Annotated in this window: 14 protein-coding genes; 7 read left to right on the forward strand and 7 right to left on the reverse strand. The window is 56.2% G+C overall.

What is annotated here, in order from left to right; genetic code table 11:
* Positions 1-18: 18 nt before the first annotated feature.
* Together IPP95_10590 and IPP95_10595 are read right to left on the reverse strand one after the other, a co-directional pair.
* Complete coding sequence (locus IPP95_10590; GenBank protein ID QQS71631.1) at positions 19-237, reverse strand: hypothetical protein; 219 nt, start codon at positions 235-237, stop codon at positions 19-21.
* Positions 201-386, reverse strand: a complete 186-nt coding sequence (locus IPP95_10595; protein ID QQS71632.1) for a helix-turn-helix transcriptional regulator — start codon at positions 384-386, stop codon at positions 201-203. Before IPP95_10595 ends, IPP95_10590 begins: the two co-directional genes overlap by 37 nt.
* 131 nt (positions 387-517) lie before the next feature.
* Between IPP95_10595 and IPP95_10600 the strand changes: the two genes are divergently transcribed.
* The 3 genes from IPP95_10600 (at position 518) to IPP95_10610 (ending at position 3311) form a co-directional block, all read left to right on the forward strand.
* On the forward strand, positions 518-862 hold the full coding sequence (locus IPP95_10600; GenBank protein ID QQS71633.1) for a hypothetical protein: 345 nt from the start codon (positions 518-520) through the stop codon (positions 860-862).
* Between the two features lie 61 nt (positions 863-923).
* Positions 924-2315: a hypothetical protein gene (locus IPP95_10605; GenBank protein QQS71634.1), complete on the forward strand. Its 1392-nt coding sequence runs from the start codon at positions 924-926 to the stop codon at positions 2313-2315.
* Positions 2316-2342: 27 nt separating this feature from the next.
* Entirely contained in the window at positions 2343-3311 is a 969-nt protein-coding gene (locus IPP95_10610; GenBank protein QQS71635.1) for a DUF3078 domain-containing protein, read from the forward strand.
* A gap of 143 nt (positions 3312-3454) precedes the next feature.
* Here IPP95_10610 and IPP95_10615 read toward each other — a convergent pair whose 3' ends face one another.
* Genes IPP95_10615 through IPP95_10625 form a run of 3 tightly spaced genes read right to left on the reverse strand, consistent with a single transcriptional unit; the run spans position 3455 to position 8761 of the window.
* Positions 3455-4210 carry a response regulator gene (locus IPP95_10615; GenBank protein QQS71636.1) on the reverse strand — a complete coding sequence of 252 codons (756 nt, stop codon included), beginning with the start codon at positions 4208-4210 and terminating at the stop codon, positions 3455-3457.
* Between the two features lie 9 nt (positions 4211-4219).
* Complete coding sequence (locus IPP95_10620; protein ID QQS71637.1) at positions 4220-7225, reverse strand: PAS domain S-box protein; 3006 nt, start codon at positions 7223-7225, stop codon at positions 4220-4222.
* 36 nt (positions 7226-7261) lie between these two features.
* Positions 7262-8761, reverse strand: a complete 1500-nt coding sequence (locus tag IPP95_10625; protein ID QQS71638.1) for a toxin-antitoxin system YwqK family antitoxin — start codon at positions 8759-8761, stop codon at positions 7262-7264.
* A gap of 429 nt (positions 8762-9190) precedes the next feature.
* Here IPP95_10625 and rpiB point away from each other — a divergent pair, with 429 nt between their 5' ends.
* Positions 9191-9619 carry a ribose 5-phosphate isomerase B gene (rpiB, locus tag IPP95_10630; protein QQS71639.1) on the forward strand — a complete coding sequence of 143 codons (429 nt, stop codon included), beginning with the start codon at positions 9191-9193 and terminating at the stop codon, positions 9617-9619.
* A gap of 8 nt (positions 9620-9627) precedes the next feature.
* Positions 9628-11157 carry a M28 family peptidase gene (locus IPP95_10635; protein ID QQS71640.1) on the forward strand — a complete coding sequence of 510 codons (1530 nt, stop codon included), beginning with the start codon at positions 9628-9630 and terminating at the stop codon, positions 11155-11157.
* A 5-nt stretch (positions 11158-11162) separates the two neighbouring features.
* Here IPP95_10635 and IPP95_10640 read toward each other — a convergent pair whose 3' ends face one another.
* Positions 11163-12419 carry a TlpA family protein disulfide reductase gene (locus tag IPP95_10640; protein QQS71641.1) on the reverse strand — a complete coding sequence of 419 codons (1257 nt, stop codon included), beginning with the start codon at positions 12417-12419 and terminating at the stop codon, positions 11163-11165.
* Between the two features lie 224 nt (positions 12420-12643).
* The gene (locus tag IPP95_10645) at positions 12644-14200 is read right to left on the reverse strand and encodes an aldehyde dehydrogenase family protein (protein QQS71642.1); all 1557 of its coding nucleotides are present in this window, start codon (positions 14198-14200) and stop codon (positions 12644-12646) included.
* 213 nt (positions 14201-14413) lie between these two features.
* Between IPP95_10645 and IPP95_10650 the strand changes: the two genes are divergently transcribed.
* Both IPP95_10650 and IPP95_10655 read left to right on the forward strand, forming a co-directional pair.
* Positions 14414-14782: a hypothetical protein gene (locus IPP95_10650; protein QQS71643.1), complete on the forward strand. Its 369-nt coding sequence runs from the start codon at positions 14414-14416 to the stop codon at positions 14780-14782.
* Complete coding sequence (locus IPP95_10655; GenBank protein QQS71644.1) at positions 14779-15885, forward strand: T9SS type A sorting domain-containing protein; 1107 nt, start codon at positions 14779-14781, stop codon at positions 15883-15885. Before IPP95_10650 ends, IPP95_10655 begins: the two co-directional genes overlap by 4 nt.
* The last annotated feature ends 219 nt before the right edge of the window (positions 15886-16104 follow it).

The following is a 16104-nucleotide window of genomic DNA, read 5'->3' on the forward strand; positions in this document are numbered from 1 at the left end:
GGAATCAAATACGCACACTCATTTCCCCTGCATGAACTTCACCACCAGCGCCATCAGCTTGTCGTTGACCGACTCATAGCGCGCCATCAGCTTTTCCATCACTTCCGGTGGAAAATTCTGCTGTTGCTTCTCCACATACCCATTGGAGGACTGGTCGTTCATGGTAATGCTCACCGGGCCACGCAGGCTGTAGAAATAACTCAGGTCCTTCTTGTAGTACTCTGCGGCCTCCAGCACCTTGCTGCAGGGACGTTGAGCACACCCCGCTCATAATCACTGTATGTGCTGGAGGCCACACCCAGATCAATGGCAACCCCTTCCTGTGTGTACTTTTGTTCATCACGCAGGTGCTTCAGTTTCTTACCGATCAAGAACATATCTTCCATGATCCATCTGGTTTGGCCGAAAGTATCCGGGTTCTCCGGAAAAGTTCCGGGATTGCCGGAGAGGTTTTGAACAGGCTATCCACAGGTTTGTATCGCCGCCCAATTCCGGTCGGCGTAAAAACCAAACACCAATGAAAAAGCTGTTTCTGACGCTCGTGACAATGATTGTTGGCTTATCGGCGTATTGCCAAATGGGTCCATGGCATCCCATCGGTCCGGTGCTTCCTCCAGCCGCTAATTCCGGATACGCTGCAGGAGCTGAGATAGTGAACGGCACATGTCACGTGCTCTGCCTTGATGACCCCGATCACACTTGTATGAAAAAGGAAACAGCTATGGGGAGGAATCCAGCTGTTGATGTGCTTGGCTCAAAAGGGGAGATTCTCCTTAAGGTCTCCTATAGCAAGGGGCAGTATCGGACCGACCCAAAGACCGGCCAGACGGAATTTGAACTTCTTGATGCCGTCAAATTGTGATCTTATCGCCGGGGGCGGGCATGTCCGCCTCCGGCGATCCGCTTTGCCTTGGATGAATCGGTTGGCGCATTTCCTTATTGCCGTGCTCATATGCGTTGGCTGTGCGCTTCCACAACGGCTCAACGTATATCTGAACACGAACGATTGTTTCAATTGCATTTCGGCCATTGACGAACTGCCGGAATTATCCCAAAACGTCTTCACAAGGATCATTTGCGACGAGACAAAAAAGCGCTTCATCCCCGACCTCCTTGCACAACATGGCATCAGCCCGTCATCCAACCTCGTCATAGACTACGTCCCACCCGAAACACTACTTCGATCGGCACCGACCTATGCTACGTGTGAATTAGTGCTGAGCGATAGCGCGAGGACCTCGTTCTATCTTCGCGAACTTGCTCCACATCTGCCCGGTATCCTGCGCACGGCCCGATCTTACGATGGAACCGAACGTCTACCGCTTGCCGTTAACAAGGCCCTTGGCGATCGTCTTACCATCTTCCCTCTCGGGGAACGCATCATGATCGTGGACTACTTGTTCAGAAGATCATATTTGGCGATTATTGACCGTAAAGATAGTGTGCAGCTATCGGCATTCGAACCGGACCTGGACCTCACGCGGCAGGCAGTTAGCCGCTTGGTGGGGGTGGGGGGCCTGGCGTCAATCGACTCCTTGAATGTGCTCTATTCCACCAGCCCCGAATTCTCACACGCGATCCTGGCCGCAAATGAGCATGGGGAAGGTTTCGAGTTTGCCGACGCCATTCATTACGTGGGCCTGTTCCATGATGGCAGTCCAATAAACACGTCACGGTCAGCCTATTTCAATTGGGCGAACGGGGTCTTGAGTCCTGCGCTCTATGGGTGCTGGCAGGTGATCGACCCTTATATGATCGTTCTCAACTTCGGTTTTCAGCTTTCCGAGACCTTATTAACGACATCCGTCCTTCGAAAGGAGACGAATGACGACCCTTTATACCTCTTGGCCGATTGGGATAAAGTAGCTGACAGCATTGCGTTCCGAAGTTTCAGGCCCCTGATATGCCCACCGTCCTTGCAGCATTACATAAACGGGCATTCACATGTGGTCTCCGGTCTCATTCGCGATGGGTACTATGTGACCACTGCCTACCCGTTGATCTACTCGTTGAAAACGGACAGTGCGCTGGATCTGGGGCAACTGCTGGCCCCGGATGAACATGACTGGTTCAGCAACGGGCAACCGTATTACACAGCGTGGGATGTGCTCCCTTGTGGTGATGAACAGGTGATGATCCTGTTCAATCTGGGAAGAAAGACCGAATTGGCATGGGTTGATATGAACACCCGGCGCATCCTTCGTCGGCGATCTATACCCATTGATGATGTTGATGTGAGCACCATGCGGATCTTGAGCGATGGCCGTTTGATCGCCTTTTCCAAGAGCTACGATGCCTTGATCATCCGACAATGAGCCAGTGATTTGGTGATCCGCGTGGAGATGAACGCCGTAACAGACTGCGATTTCCGGTTCCTCCCCTTTTTTCTGGTCGGCATTCTTTCTGTCAGCGGTGATGTACTTTCCAATGCGAGCGCTCAAGTGGGCGATACGGCCCATGCTGTAGCGCTGCATCAAATGGATACCGCAAGAATCGCGACCACACTTGAACCACGCCTCATTACCTCCTCGCTCTACGGCTCCCTCAGTGCCAGCTATGCCAGCAGCAGCAACTGGAACGGTCAGAATCTGCGCAATTTCGCCTTGGTGAGCAACCTGTTGTACGCGCACAGCCTCATTGCGACGAAGCATGCGCACCTCCATCAAGTGATGGCTGATCTCGGTTACCAGAAATTCGTGGACAGCACTTGGGTAAAAAGCATTGACCGCTTGCAGGTGAACCTGCTGTGGAACAAAACGAGCAGGAAGTTCAACTCCTCGTACAGCATCGCCTTCGGTACACAATTTATGCCAGACGCCGTGCCAGAGTATGATCCCGAACAGGATAAAACAGTGGAACGCTCTGTGGGCGGCTTTCTCAACCCATTCAACCTCCAGCTAGGTTACGGCTTGGTATTCTCGTTCTGGGAAAAGAGCAATATCAACTTCGCTTTCGCCACCTTGCAAATGAGCAGTTCACCCAAAGCAACCACCTCGCCCGCCTTCACAGGTGCCAATGTGATCGAAGGCAAGAAGGCCTACTACTTCATGAACTACGGTTTCTCTGTGTCCACGGCCATCAACAAGAACTTCGGGGAGCACATCCAGTGGATCAACAACACGCGCATCTTCGGCAACGGATTGGACCGCGACCATGTGAACCTTCAGCTCAGCAACATGGTGATCGTGAAGCTCTGGAAATACCTCCAGCTCCGCTTCGATACGCGCTTGGCCTACAACCCGATGCTGAACTACAAGATGCAGTTCCGGCAGGAGGCGTTGATCGGCTTCTTTTATGAGCGGAACAAGTGACTTTTAGTTGTCAGTTGTTCGTTGTCAGTTGTCCGGCGTTGCCGCGCCAAAGCGCCTTAGCGTTCTTAGCGCCCTTTGCGGTAAACCTCACACCGCTCAAGTCCGCATTTCTCTGCGTCTCAGCGCCTCTGCGTCCTTCTCCCTCACACCAGGTTCAACCGCTTCGCCAAGTCGTCCTTGTAGCTGCCGCCGATCGGGATGATCTTCTTCTCGTTCTCCAAGATCAGGTTGGGCTGCTCGATGGCGGTGATCTTGTCGATGCGGACGATGAAAGAGCGGTGTACGCGCATGAAGTCCGCCTCGGGCAGCTTGGCCTCGATGTCCTTCATGGTGCTATGGATGGTGTAGCGTGTGTTCAAGGTGTTTATCACCACGTAATCCTTCAACGCCTCGATGTAGTAGATGTCGTTGGTGCGGAGCTTTACCATGCGGCTGTTGCTCTTCACGAAGAGCAGGTCGCGGTTGCCGCTTTGGCCTTCCACCAAGTTGAACAATAGATCGCGCTCCTTCAGCACCTCGGCCTCCTTCTTGTGCTTGTAGAGGGCCATCTCGATCGACGTGTGGATATCGATCTCCTTGAACGGCTTGATGATGTAGCCGTAGGGCTGGGTCACCTTGGCCTTGCCTAAGGTGCTCTCGTCGGCATATGCCGTGAGGAAGATCACCGGGATGTTGGCTTCGGCGCGGATGCGGGTGGCCGCTTCGATCCCGTTCATCTCGCCCTTGAGCATGATGTCCATGAGGATGATGTCCGGTTTGGCCTCCAAGGCCAACGCAACGGCATTCTCGCCCGTGGAGGCCGCGCCCACCACATTGTAGCCCAACTTCTTCAGGCTTTGCTGGATATCCTTGCTGACGATGCTTTCATCCTCAACCACCAATACATTCGTCTGCGCCATGGTCAGTGATCAGTAACGTTCAAAAGTAATCAAATAGGAGGTTCCCTGTGCTTCTTCTGGACCGGATCGTCCAATTTGTCCGTCCAGTTGGTCGATCAGCATCTCCACGAGCTCCATACCAAGGCCCCGGTCCCGGTCCTCCACATAGTCAGCCGGGAATCCCGCCCCATCATCACCCAAGGTGATGCGTACAGTACCCTCCTCCTCGACCAGCCCGATGTTGATGTTACCTCCATTGTTCCCCGGGAATGCGTGCTTTAACGCATTACTGATCAATTCGTTCAAAATAAGCCCGCACGGGATGGCCTTGTCCAGATCGAGCATCAGGGGTTGAAGTTCAGTATGGAGCAACACTTTTCCGGTGAGTGAATAGCTCATCACCAGGTTGCGGCTCAAGCCCCCGATATACTGGGCAAAGTCCACTTGGCTGAAATTCGTGTTCTGGTACAGGCTTTCATGGATGAAGGACATGCTGCGGATCCGGTTCTGGCTCTCGTGCAACAGGGCCAAGGACCGGGGATCGTCCGCTACGTGATCGCGCTGCAGGCTGAATATGCTGCTGATGATCTGCAGGTTGTTCTTCACGCGGTGGTGTACTTCCTTCAATAGGACCTCCTTCTCCCGGAGGCTTTCCATCACGGCCTGTTCCGTCTTCTTTTTCTCGGTGATGTCGTGCGCCATGCAACTCACCTCGTTGATCACCCCGTCCGCCATGATGGGGCTGACAAAGAACTCGATCCAGATCACGGAGCCGTCCCTCCTCCTCATTTCTGTTTCATGGTGTTGGGCATTTCCTGCGAACACCGATCTGGCCAATTGCAGAAATTCCCTTTCCTGTTCCGGCAGTATGAACCGTTGAAATGCACTTCGAAGATCCACGCCGATCTTCACATCCATTCCATAGTGCAGCTTTGTAATTTGCCTGAAGTGCTTATTGCAGGCGGTGACCCGGAAATCCCTGTCCAAGCCCCAGATCATCACATCGGCGCTGCTCTCGAAGATGGCGTTGAGCTTTGCCGCCTGCTCGCGCACCCGGGCCTCGGCAACGCGTTCGGCGGTGATCTCGTGTCCGATGCCGAAAGCCTCCACCACGTTGCCCTCGCTGTCCCGCACGGGGCTGAGGTAGATCTCGTTGCAGACGCGCTCCCCGTTCCGGTCTGTTCGGTCCGTTTCAAAACGTACCGTATTTCCTGCGAACACCTCATCGTATTTCCCCTTCCAGAAATCATGGTAGTCCTCCGGGGCGAAGAGGTCACGCGGCATGTCCGGGTCGGTGTTGATGTGGGGAACGGTCCCATGGAGCCGCTTCACCATGTTCAGGTAACCTTGGTTGAAGCTGGTGAGGGCGATGCGGCGGTCCACTGTCCAGAACAGGTGTTCGCTGGCTTCAAAGAGGGCTTTTTCCTTGGCAGCATGCTTAAGCAGCTGCTCCTGTGCCGCGTTCGCGGCGGTGATATCGCGGAAGATGCTGCGTACGGCCACGGTTTTTCCCTGTTCCTGTCGAAGGCTGGAAGTGCCTTCCATCAACAGTTTCCTGCCGTCCTTGGTGATAAAGACCGACCGCCATGGCGTGGGATCGACCTCTTCGGTCGCTTGTGCCAGCCATACCCGTGCCGGTCCTTGTTTGTCCTCCGGCAAAAGGTCGAATACGGTCAGAGAGGCCGTGTCCTCCTCGGCATGGCCCAATGTTCTTTTCCAAGCACTGTTCACGAACAGGATCCGACCCGTAGCATCCACGCTGTGGATCAGGTCCGTTGCATTGTCCACGAGGTCACGGTATCGTTCCTCGCTGATCCGCAAGGCCTCCTGATCCCGCTTTGCTTGGGTGACATCCCTACTGACGCCCATACCACCGAGCAACACACCATCCTCATCGAAAAGCCGCGAGGCGGCCAAGAAGCTCACGAATACCTTTCCCTCGGCCGTGATGTTCCGGACCTCGCCGGCATAAGCCCCATAACCTGCCATTTCCTCCTGCACGCGATCGAATTCGGCCTGGTCGGCGTATAACATGCGGGAATTCCGGCCCAGAATGTCCTCCGCCTCATGGCCGAACTTGATCATGGCGGCGGGATTGAACTCGGTGATCAATCCTTTCGGGTCCACCGCAACGATCATGTCCAATGAACTATCGATCAAGCTCTTCGATAAGCGTCGGCTTTGTAGTAACGCTTCTTGTGTGCGCTGGTGTTCATCGATCTCCGAACGGAGCATGGCGTTCACTTCCTCCGCCATCGTAGCGCGCAGCCGTTCCTGCATCAGGCTCCGCTCTGTCTCGGCATCATGTAATGTGAGCTGAACGGCCGGGGCGTCCAGGTGCCAAGTGATCGTTCCAAAGACCATTAAAGGGCATGGTGCGGCAACTCCGGTCCTGAAATTGATCCTCACGGTATCTGCTTCTTGTCCGCCCTGGATCGCTACGAGCAGGTCGTTCAGTACTGGGACATCCTCATCCACCACCAATTGGGCCAGTTCCATATCCGTGGGAAAGGTTGTTCCCAACACGGTGGAGGCGGAGGGATTGGCGTACGTCACCTTTCCCTGCTGGACGATCAGGATGCCGTCCCTGATCCGTTCCGTGAGCTGGCGATAGCTGTTGGCCAATTCACGTTGTTCCATCTCGGCTTGGCGAAGTGGTGTGATATCGATGATGATCCCTTCGATCACGGAGGCCCTTCCCGGCTCTTCCCGCACCACCACGTTCTCCAGCACATGTACGGCCCTTCCATTGCGGTGTTTAAGCAGGACCTCATAATTGTTCAAACGCTTCTTGGAAAGAAGATCCTCGATAAAGCGCTGGCGCTCTACCATATCAAAATAGAACTCCTTCACCGGGATCTCCATGAGCCCTTCCCGGGTGCCATAGCCCAAGAGGTTCGAAAGGGCTTGGTTACAATCCAGCATGCGGCCCGTTACGGATGTGCGGTACCAACCCAGCAGATCCCCCTCCAACAGGTCCCCGTAGCGCGGCTGGTGATCGCTCACCGGCCCCTCAGCCTTTCCCTTGCTTGACATTTCCTTGGATCTCTGATAAACAGAAACATGGTCACCTTATGGCATAAAGCCGGACGGCTCGAAAGGTGGTGGAAGTTTTTCATTGTCAAGGCGCATTTCCTTGCCGTCCTTGTACCGGATGGAGAGAAGCAACATCCCATTGCTGTCGTAGTAGTTGAAGTCACCTTGTTCCATGCCCGCCGTGTACTTCCCCTCCAGTTTCAAGCGTCCGTTCGGCCAGTACCACCGTTGTTTGCCGTTGCGTTCCCCGCCCACGAAGGAGCCTGTGAAGTTTTTCTTCCCATTGTCGTACAGGCTGATCCAGGGGCCGTCCCGCAGCCCGTCCTTGTAGGCTCCGTTTTCGGTATGTCCGCCCACGTGGTAAGTCCACATGCCATCCTTTAAGCCATCGATGTACTCCCCTTGAGTGATCACGGTGCCATCCTTTTCATACTCCACCGAGGCCCCCTCCTCCTTGCCTTTTCTGTAATTCTCCTCGCGATGTAGCTCTCCCGTCCGATAGTACCACTTCCAGTTACTTTGTGGCAGGCCATTCAGGTAATTCCCTTTCTGCTCCACCTCACTGCTTCGGTGATAGAAGGTCCATGGCCCGTCCTTCTTGCCCTCCTTGTACTGGCCTTCCGCCCGTTTCTCTCCGGTGGAGTAGAACTCCGTCCACGGTCCGGTCATGGCACCGACCTCGCTCATTTCCCCTTCACTTACCAGTACATTATTCCTGAATATCGAAGCATCCGTTGGTTTCCCCTTGGCATCGAACCGGCGGAACAGGCCCTCTTTCTTGCCGTCCTTGGAATAGCTTCCGATGCTGGCCACGGCCCCATTGGAATGGTAGGTGTTTTTGATGTCCAACAAGGTGGTCTCTGCGGCGTCCGGTAGAACTTCGTCCTGGTCGAACTTCGCCAAGTCCTGCAGGTTACCCTGTTGGTCGTATTCCTTGAAGATCCCCTGGCGCTTGTCGTCCACGAAACGTCCCTCCCACTTCAGTCTTCCATTCGACCAATAGCCTTGCCAGGGACCCTGCCGTAGGTGCTGCGCATCATAGCGGTTGATGGCCTGCCTGCGTTGCAGAACACCCGCGCGCCAGTCCGTGATGGTAATGATCCTCCCGTCCTCGGCGTATTCATATGCCTTGGCTTCCTCCTTACCGTCCTTGAACTCCACCGTGGATCTCTTGGTCCCGTCCGGGAAGAAACCGATGGAAGGGCCTTCCTTCACGTCCGCTACATAGTTCTCCTCGCTGACGAGCGTATCACCCGGCGCATACGTCCTCGAAGGCCCGTTCTTCTTCCCGTCCTTGTATTCGATGGTGCTGGTCAAACTTCCGTCCGGGGCATGGAAGGACCATGTGCTGTCCAGCTGGAAATCCACCCTGTTCCCTTCGCTTTTGAGCACACCGGTCTCATAAAAAGTCTTCCAATGGCCTTCCGGCTTGCCATCCACCAAGATCCCTTCGCTGCTGACTTTTCCATCGGGGTAAAAGTACTGGTGGAAGCCATCGCCGACCTGAGCGGACAGCACACCCACTTCAACACACATCAGTATCATTATTACTCTTTTAAAAAAGAGATGATGATATGATAAGGGCTGTTGATCGTGTTGACGATCGGTTTGGTCCGGGCTTGACTTCATCACTTCTCAAAAGTATTCAACACGCCGTGAACAAAGGAGGTGACGGTGTTTGTTGCGGGGAACGGTGCCCACAGTGGAAGGAGCGGTCCATCATCAACGATCGTGCAAAGCCTTGGTTGCTTCCGTGTTGATGGATCATCCGGTCCAAGGGTCCCTCCGGATCGTTCGATCCCTGTTTGAATTCAGTGATGGAAGATCCTTGCAACCCCGGATATTTTGATCATGCAGGACGGGATCGGAACGGGCACAATATCTTCATCATAAGTTGTCCACGGGATAACTTCCTTTTCAACAGGTGGAATGTTCGATCATTGCGGTGGCCGCTATCTTTGAGGCATGCACATCGCAATAGGCAGTGATCACGCCGGTTTCCGGCTGAAGGAGCAGCTGAAGGAACATCTTTTGGCCACCGGCCACACCGTGGAGGACAAAGGAACCTTTAGTGATGACAGCACCGATTACCCGGACTATGCCCATGCCGTTGCACGGGACGTGGCGGAGAAGAAGGTGGATCTTGGCATTGTGATCTGCGGAAGCGGCAACGGGGTGAACATCACCGCGAACAAGCACCACGGTGTGCGGAGCGGGCTGGCTTGGAACGTGGAGGTGGCCGAGGTGATCCGCCAGCATAATGATGCCAACGTGCTCGCATTGCCGGCACGGTTCATTTCAACGGAGGAGGCCATTGCGATCACGGAGGTCTTCCTGAAAACGGATTTCGAGGGCGGCCGTCATCAACGGCGCGTGGCCGCCATTGAGCAATAGCAAGCATTATGTGGAGAGGCACTATTCTGGCCGCGTTCATCGCGACCCTCACTCCGGCCATGGCCCAGAGGGACAGTGCGGCCCTACACTATGCGTCCACCATCACCGAAGCGGACCTGCGCACGCACCTGACCATATTGGCGAGTGATGCATTCGAAGGGCGCGAGACCGGCATGAAGGGCCAGAAGATGGCCGCCAGGTACATCGAGGAACAGTTCCGGCAATTCGGTATTCCGCCGGTCCCCGATGCGGAGGAACGGGGCATGCTGGCCGACGGCTACCAGCAGCAATACCCGCTGGTATTGTCCAAGCCGGGCGGGCTCGCGATAGCGGTGGACGGTAAGGAGTACGGCTACATGCAGGACTACTTCTATAATGATGAGCGGCTCCGGCAGGACTTGGAGGCTCCGGAAGTGATGTTGGCAACGCCCGTGTCGCTCGGCGGGATGCGGCTGGGCGGCGGCAGCAAGGTGGTGATGCTCATTGACGCGGGCAAGCCGGATAACAACCTGTTCATGGACATGCGGGCGCTGACAAGTGCGCTTGACAAGACCGTGACCAAAGTGTTGCTGGTGGTGAACGACAGCGCCAAAAGCATGATGAAACGCTTCGGCCCGCTCTTGGACCGGGAACGGATGCGCTTGGCGGAACCAGGGAAGAAAGTGACGGACAAGGGCATGCAAATACTGGTGATCACCCCGGAACTGGCCCAGGCCATACTGGACAAGGGCCGCTATTCCATGAAGAAGGCCGTGAAGACCGTGAGCAAGAAACGGGTCATCATCAAGGTGCCGGTCAAATTCACCTATCGTTCACAGGATAAGGCACTCAGCGGGGAAAACGTGCTGGGCTATGTCGAGGGCAGTGATAGAAAGGGTGAGCTGATCGCAGTGACGGCGCACTATGACCACATCGGAGTGATCGACGGCGAGGTTTACAACGGTGCCGATGACGATGGCTCCGGTACGGTGGCGGTGCTGGAAATGGCCCAAGCATTCGCCAAGGCCAAGGCGGAAGGGCAAGGTCCCCGGCGCAGCATGCTGTTCATGACGGTGAGCGGTGAGGAGAAGGGACTGCTCGGCTCGGAGTGGTACACCGACCATCCGGTGTTCCCGTTGGACAGCACAGTGGCGAACCTCAATATCGACATGATCGGACGGACGGACACAGTGTATGGGGACAGCTCCTCTTATGTGTATGTGATCGGGAGCAAGCGGATCAGCAGCGAACTGGGCACCATCATCGAGCGGGAGAATGCGACCCGGACTCAATTGAACTTGGACTACGCCTTCGATTCCGACACCGACCCCAACCGCTTCTACTATCGGAGCGATCACTACAACTTCGCCAAGCACGGCGTGCCCATCGCCTTCTTCTTTAACGGCGTCCATGCGGACTACCACGGACCCTACGACGAGGTGGACAAGATCCGCTTCGACCTGCTGCACAAGCGGACCCTCTTGGTGTTCCACGCCGCTTGGGAATTGGCTAACCGCGATGCGCGGATCGTGGTGGACCACTCCGTCCTGAAGGAGTGATCGGTTCAGCCCTTCACCGGCTCTCGGAGCAGCTCCACGATGGTATTCTCCATACGGTCCTTGAAGCGGGTGTAGCGCGCTCCGGTCCCGGGTCCGTAGATGCCGGTGAAAATGCGCCGGACCGTGCCATCGCGACCGATGAGCAGGGTGGTGGGATAGCTCTTGAGCTGGCTGATAAAGGGGAGCTTCTTGCGCACACTGTCCGTGTTGGCGAAGCCGGCATAAAGCATGTCGTAGTCCACCCCCAGCTTTTCCTTGAAGTGGCGTATGGCGGCCACTGAGGCCGCACTGTCCGGATAACGCTCAAAGCAGATCGCCACGGCCTCTAGGCCGTCCTTGTGGTATTTCGCATAAAACTCATGCAGCATGCGGCTCTCGTCCATGCAGTTGGGGCACCATGTGCCCATGATCTCCACCACCACCGCATGGTCCCTGTACTTTTCGTCAGACAAACTATGCATGGTCCCTTCCGTGTCCGGGAAGGAGAACGCGACGGGATACTTCATGTCCAGCTGGGTCATGGTCTCATCGTCGGCCAGTGCGAAGTGCGGGTTGCGTACGGCATACCAAGGCTGTTTCCAGTGGTGGCCACTGCGGAATTCCCCCAGCAGGCTGTCGGGGCGGATCGCAGCACTGAACAGGAATGCTTGAGAGCCATTGAACGACGAGAGAAAGAGTGAATCCTTCGTGGTCACTCCCTCCAAGAAGCGCAGGTCGCCGGTCTCCGTGGCGAACGAACCCTTTACATGGCCATGGTCCACGGAGAAGATCCCGATGGCCGGTTCATCATCGCCATCGTCGGTGAAGTGTACCTCCCAGTCCCCGGAAACGTCCGTGGAGGCTGTGACTACAGCCTTTGCGAACCGCGGTTGCTCACCGGCGGTAGCGGTGAAGGGAATGGTGTAATCCGGCCCTTTATAGTGGTTGTACCAAAGGCCCTGAAAGAGCTTTTGACCTTTCACCATGCCCCGGAATTCCGAGTCGAAGAAGGGCATTCGGATACGGATGCTGTCCCCGTTCAACACAATGGAATCCACTACGATGGCCTCGTCCTGGTTATGGATGGTCATTTGCCATCCGGATCCCTTTCGGGCCAGCTCGAACTGGAAGGGAAGCTCCTTGTAGGCGCTTGTCGTGTCCAGGTCCAAGGCCATGTGCCAAGCCCCGGTAAAGAGTTTCTCCTCAGGAACCTTGGTAGCCGGTTGTTGGCAGGCACCGGTCAATAGCAACAGGATAAAGGCTGGGAACAGAGCTCTGGGCATCCTATATCTATAGAAAGGCACGAACATAGGTGTCGCCCACCGAAGTCACGGACATAAAACCACGCAGGCTTGAAGTCCCCACGCGGGGTTGAAAGCTGAGATCAGAAAGGTGAAGATCGAAACGGAGACAACAAGGTTGCCGTTGGCGGTTGCGGTCGTCCGATCACTCGCCACCCGCCGTGATTGGCATTTCTCTGTGCCTCAACGGCTTCCCTCCAACACGCTCAGAGGTCGAACTTGATGCCCTGTGCCAAGGGTACCGTGGTGCCGTAGTTGATCGTGTTCGTCTGCCTGCGCATGTACGCTTTCCATGCATCGGAACCGCTTTCCCGACCGCCGCCGGTCTCCTTCTCCCCGCCGAAGGCCCCGCCGATCTCAGCGCCGCTGGTGCCGATGTTCACGTTAGCAATACCGCAATCGCTGCCGGCCACGCTGAGGAAACGCTCCATTTCACGCAGGTCGGTGGTCATCACTGAAGAGGAAAGCCCTTGTTTCACGCCGTTCTGGATGGCGATGGCCTTGGTGACATCACCGGAATAGCGCATCACGTAGAGGATGGGCGCGAAGGTCTCCTGCTTTACGATCGCCATGTCCGGCGAGGCTTCCACGATGGCGGGCTTCACGTAGCAGCCGCTCTCGTATTTGGCGCCGGTAAGCACCCCGCCTTCCACGAGGATCTTGCCGCCTTGCTCTTTCGCGGCATCGAGGGCTTTGAGGTACATGTCCACGGCGGCCTTGTCGATCACTGGCCCCACATGGTTATTCTCGTCCAAGGGGTCGCCGATGCGCAATTGGCCATATGCCTTTACGAGCTTGTCGGTGAAGGCTTTGTAGACCGAATCATGGATGATCAGTCGGCGTGTGGAGGTGCAGCGCTGCCCCGCGGTTCCCACTGCTCCGAAGAGCGAAGCGTGCATGGCAATGTCCAGATCGGCTTTGTCGGAAATGATGATGGCGTTGTTGCCACCGAGCTCCAGCAGGGAGCGGCCCAAGCGCTGCCCCACGGCGGCCCCCACGGCCTTACCCATGCGCGTGCTGCCCGTGGCGCTCACCAAGGGGATGCGCTCATCGTTGGCCAACCACTCCCCTACTTCGCGTCCGCCGTTGATGATCACGCTCACACCTTCGGGGGCGTTATTGCGTGCCAACACTTCCGCGGCGATCTTTTGGCAGGCCAGACTGCACAAGGGGACTTTTTCGCTGGGCTTCCACAGGCAGGTATCGCCGCAGACCCACGCCAGCGCGGTGTTCCACGCCCATACCGCCACAGGGAAGTTGAACGCGGTGATGATGCCTACGGGGCCGATGGCATGCCACTGCTCGTACATGCGGTGCTCCGGGCGTTCGCTGTGCATGGTGAGCCCGTGCAGCTGGCGCGAAAGACCGACCGCGAAGTCACAGATGTCGATCATCTCCTGCACCTCGCCCAGACCCTCTTGATAGCTCTTGCCCATTTCGTAGCTAACGAGTTTGCCGAGTTCCGCCTTGTGCTTACGGAGCTCATCGCCGAACTGGCGCACGACTTCGCCACGCTTTGGTGCAGGCCAAGTGCGCCATTCCAAGAAGGCGTCCTGAGCGGCTTTTACCGCCTGGTCATACTCCGCACGGGAAGCACCGCGCACGGTACCGATCTCCGCGCCGTCCACCGGGGAAGAGGAAACAAGGCGCTCCCCCTCTCCTTTCATCCACTTGGTACCAGTAGAAACACCCGAGTGGTCCTCGGTGATGTTCCATTGTTTCAGCAGGTCGGCGATGCGGGAGGGGGAGGTGAGGGTGCTCATCGTATTTGGCTTCTTGTTTTCGGGCTGCAAAGGTACGGAGGTTTCGGAGGGGGTGAAATTGGCCTGATAGCTTCGTACTTCGCCTTCACACATTAGGAAAACCTTCCGGGCATAAATTGCAGACGGCGACCGCAAGTGGCGAGATGGTTACGGGGTGAAGTGCGGACCATTTTGATATTCAAGAACTGACCGATGGATGTGACGACGAAAGCCATGAGAACCCTGTTGCTCGCTGGGCTGGCCACTTTGTTGGCCAGCCCAAGCGGGGCGCAGGTACCGCTCACCTTGGACACCTCGTTCCGCTGCACTCCGGTAACCTACCCGCCGGGCCTGTCGGACGCCCTCCCCTTGGCCGATGGTAGCGTGGTCATTACCGGTTGGTTCGGCCTCACCACCAATTATTTTTCGAGCTGGATGGTGAAGCTGCTTCCCGTTGGCGACCTGGACGTCTTTTGGGGGATCAATGGGGGGGGGATATCCATCCTGTTGGTCCGTACTTCTATACTTCCGGAAACAGCTTTCCATCAAGGTATTTCCAAGCGACCGGGGAATTGGATTATGGGTTCCGACCCACCACTGTGAACCAACCCTACCCGGATCTTAGCTTTCTCAATAATGGCGGGATCTTCATCCAAACGGACGGCAAGGTGCTATTTACCGGGGACCATCATTTGGGTTACCCATACGGCCCCAATGCACCGGGCTACTATTCCTTGCTGCGTCTGAACACCGATGGCACATTGGACAGCACCTACCATTACCGGAAGACCAACGGGGTGATCTGGACCATCGAACCCACCACCCTGGGGCGCTTTCTGCTGAGCGGGGTGTACAGCACTTACGAGGGCGGACCGGCAGGACGCATCCTGCGCATCTGGCCGGACGGCAGCTTGGACAGCACCTTCCATTCCGACATCAGCCGGGGTTATGCGAAATACCTGCTGGAGCAGCCCGATGGGCGCATCATTGCGGGAGGGCAGTTCGTCTTCCCGAACGATCCGGACACCATGCACCTGATCCGGCTTATGCCGGACAGGGCCTTGGACCTCAGTTTCAACAACCACGCGGAGTACAAGGATATTCCAACGCACTCCTTCGGGGATTTCGGTATTAGTGTGGATGCTGTACTGCAATTGGGCGATGGAACGATCATGGTCGGTGGGAGCTTCACCCACATCGACGGGCAGTTGCGACGCGGCATCGCCCTGTTGGACAGCACGGGCCATTTGCTCAATACGGCCTTTACCGGGCAGGGCTGCGGCCTTACGCACGATTACAACTCCACGTTCATGTATAGTGGGATCTCCTCCATCACTCCGGCCCCGGACGGGAGCATCTTCTTAGCCGGAGCTTTCGAGGGATTTGATGACGGCACGGTGAACGACCCGGCACAGCGTATGATCTGCAAGCTGCACGGGCTTACCACGGGTGTGCAGGAACGAGTGGCGGGGTTGGAGGGGTTGCGGGTTTTTCCAAATCCCGGCAGCGAGACGTTGCATGTACAAACCGGGGTGCCAGGTTCCATGCAGGTGCGGGTGCTGGACGGCACGGGGCGGACGGTGATGGCCGCGAGTGGCAAGGAGGGATCGATGCAATTGGACTGTGGCACTCTTGCACCTGGAGTGTACCTTGTGGAGGTACGCACCGATAAAGGCCTGCGAACGGTGAAATGGACAAGACGATGAAAAAGGCGCTCCTCTTTCTTTTCGTTTGCAGCGGTCCGTGCCGGAAGGGCGGCAAACGGTCAAATGGGTGAACCGGCAGGTAGATTTTTGAATTAAACAGGAGTATAAGATAAGTCGCTGATAATCAATATAATACACCGACAGCATTAGCTGATACGCAGCGAACGTTCTCCCGGTCGTTATAGGTGAGCCACCAGACGGCGACTAAATCCCCGCAAA

The organism is Flavobacteriales bacterium (assembly GCA_016700415.1).
GTDB lineage: Bacteria > Bacteroidota > Bacteroidia > Flavobacteriales_F > PHOS-HE28 > PHOS-HE28.

Bases quoted from the DNA above. Each gene is read 5' to 3' on its own strand.
- IPP95_10595 (QQS71632.1), bottom strand. From the start codon at position 386: ATGGAAGATATGTTCTTGATCGGTAAGAAACTGAAGCACCTGCGTGAT.
- IPP95_10600 (QQS71633.1), top strand. From the start codon at position 518: ATGAAAAAGCTGTTTCTGACGCTCGTGACAATGATTGTTGGCTTATCG.
- IPP95_10610 (QQS71635.1), top strand. From the start codon at position 2,343: ATGAACGCCGTAACAGACTGCGATTTCCGGTTCCTCCCCTTTTTTCTG.
- IPP95_10615 (QQS71636.1), bottom strand. From the start codon at position 4,210: ATGGCGCAGACGAATGTATTGGTGGTTGAGGATGAAAGCATCGTCAGC.
- IPP95_10620 (QQS71637.1), bottom strand. From the start codon at position 7,225: ATGTCAAGCAAGGGAAAGGCTGAGGGGCCGGTGAGCGATCACCAGCCG.
- IPP95_10625 (QQS71638.1), bottom strand. From the start codon at position 8,761: ATGTGTGTTGAAGTGGGTGTGCTGTCCGCTCAGGTCGGCGATGGCTTC.
- rpiB (QQS71639.1), top strand. From the start codon at position 9,191: ATGCACATCGCAATAGGCAGTGATCACGCCGGTTTCCGGCTGAAGGAG.
- IPP95_10635 (QQS71640.1), top strand. From the start codon at position 9,628: ATGTGGAGAGGCACTATTCTGGCCGCGTTCATCGCGACCCTCACTCCG.
- IPP95_10640 (QQS71641.1), bottom strand. From the start codon at position 12,419: ATGCCCAGAGCTCTGTTCCCAGCCTTTATCCTGTTGCTATTGACCGGT.
- IPP95_10645 (QQS71642.1), bottom strand. From the start codon at position 14,200: ATGAGCACCCTCACCTCCCCCTCCCGCATCGCCGACCTGCTGAAACAA.
- IPP95_10650 (QQS71643.1), top strand. From the start codon at position 14,414: ATGAGAACCCTGTTGCTCGCTGGGCTGGCCACTTTGTTGGCCAGCCCA.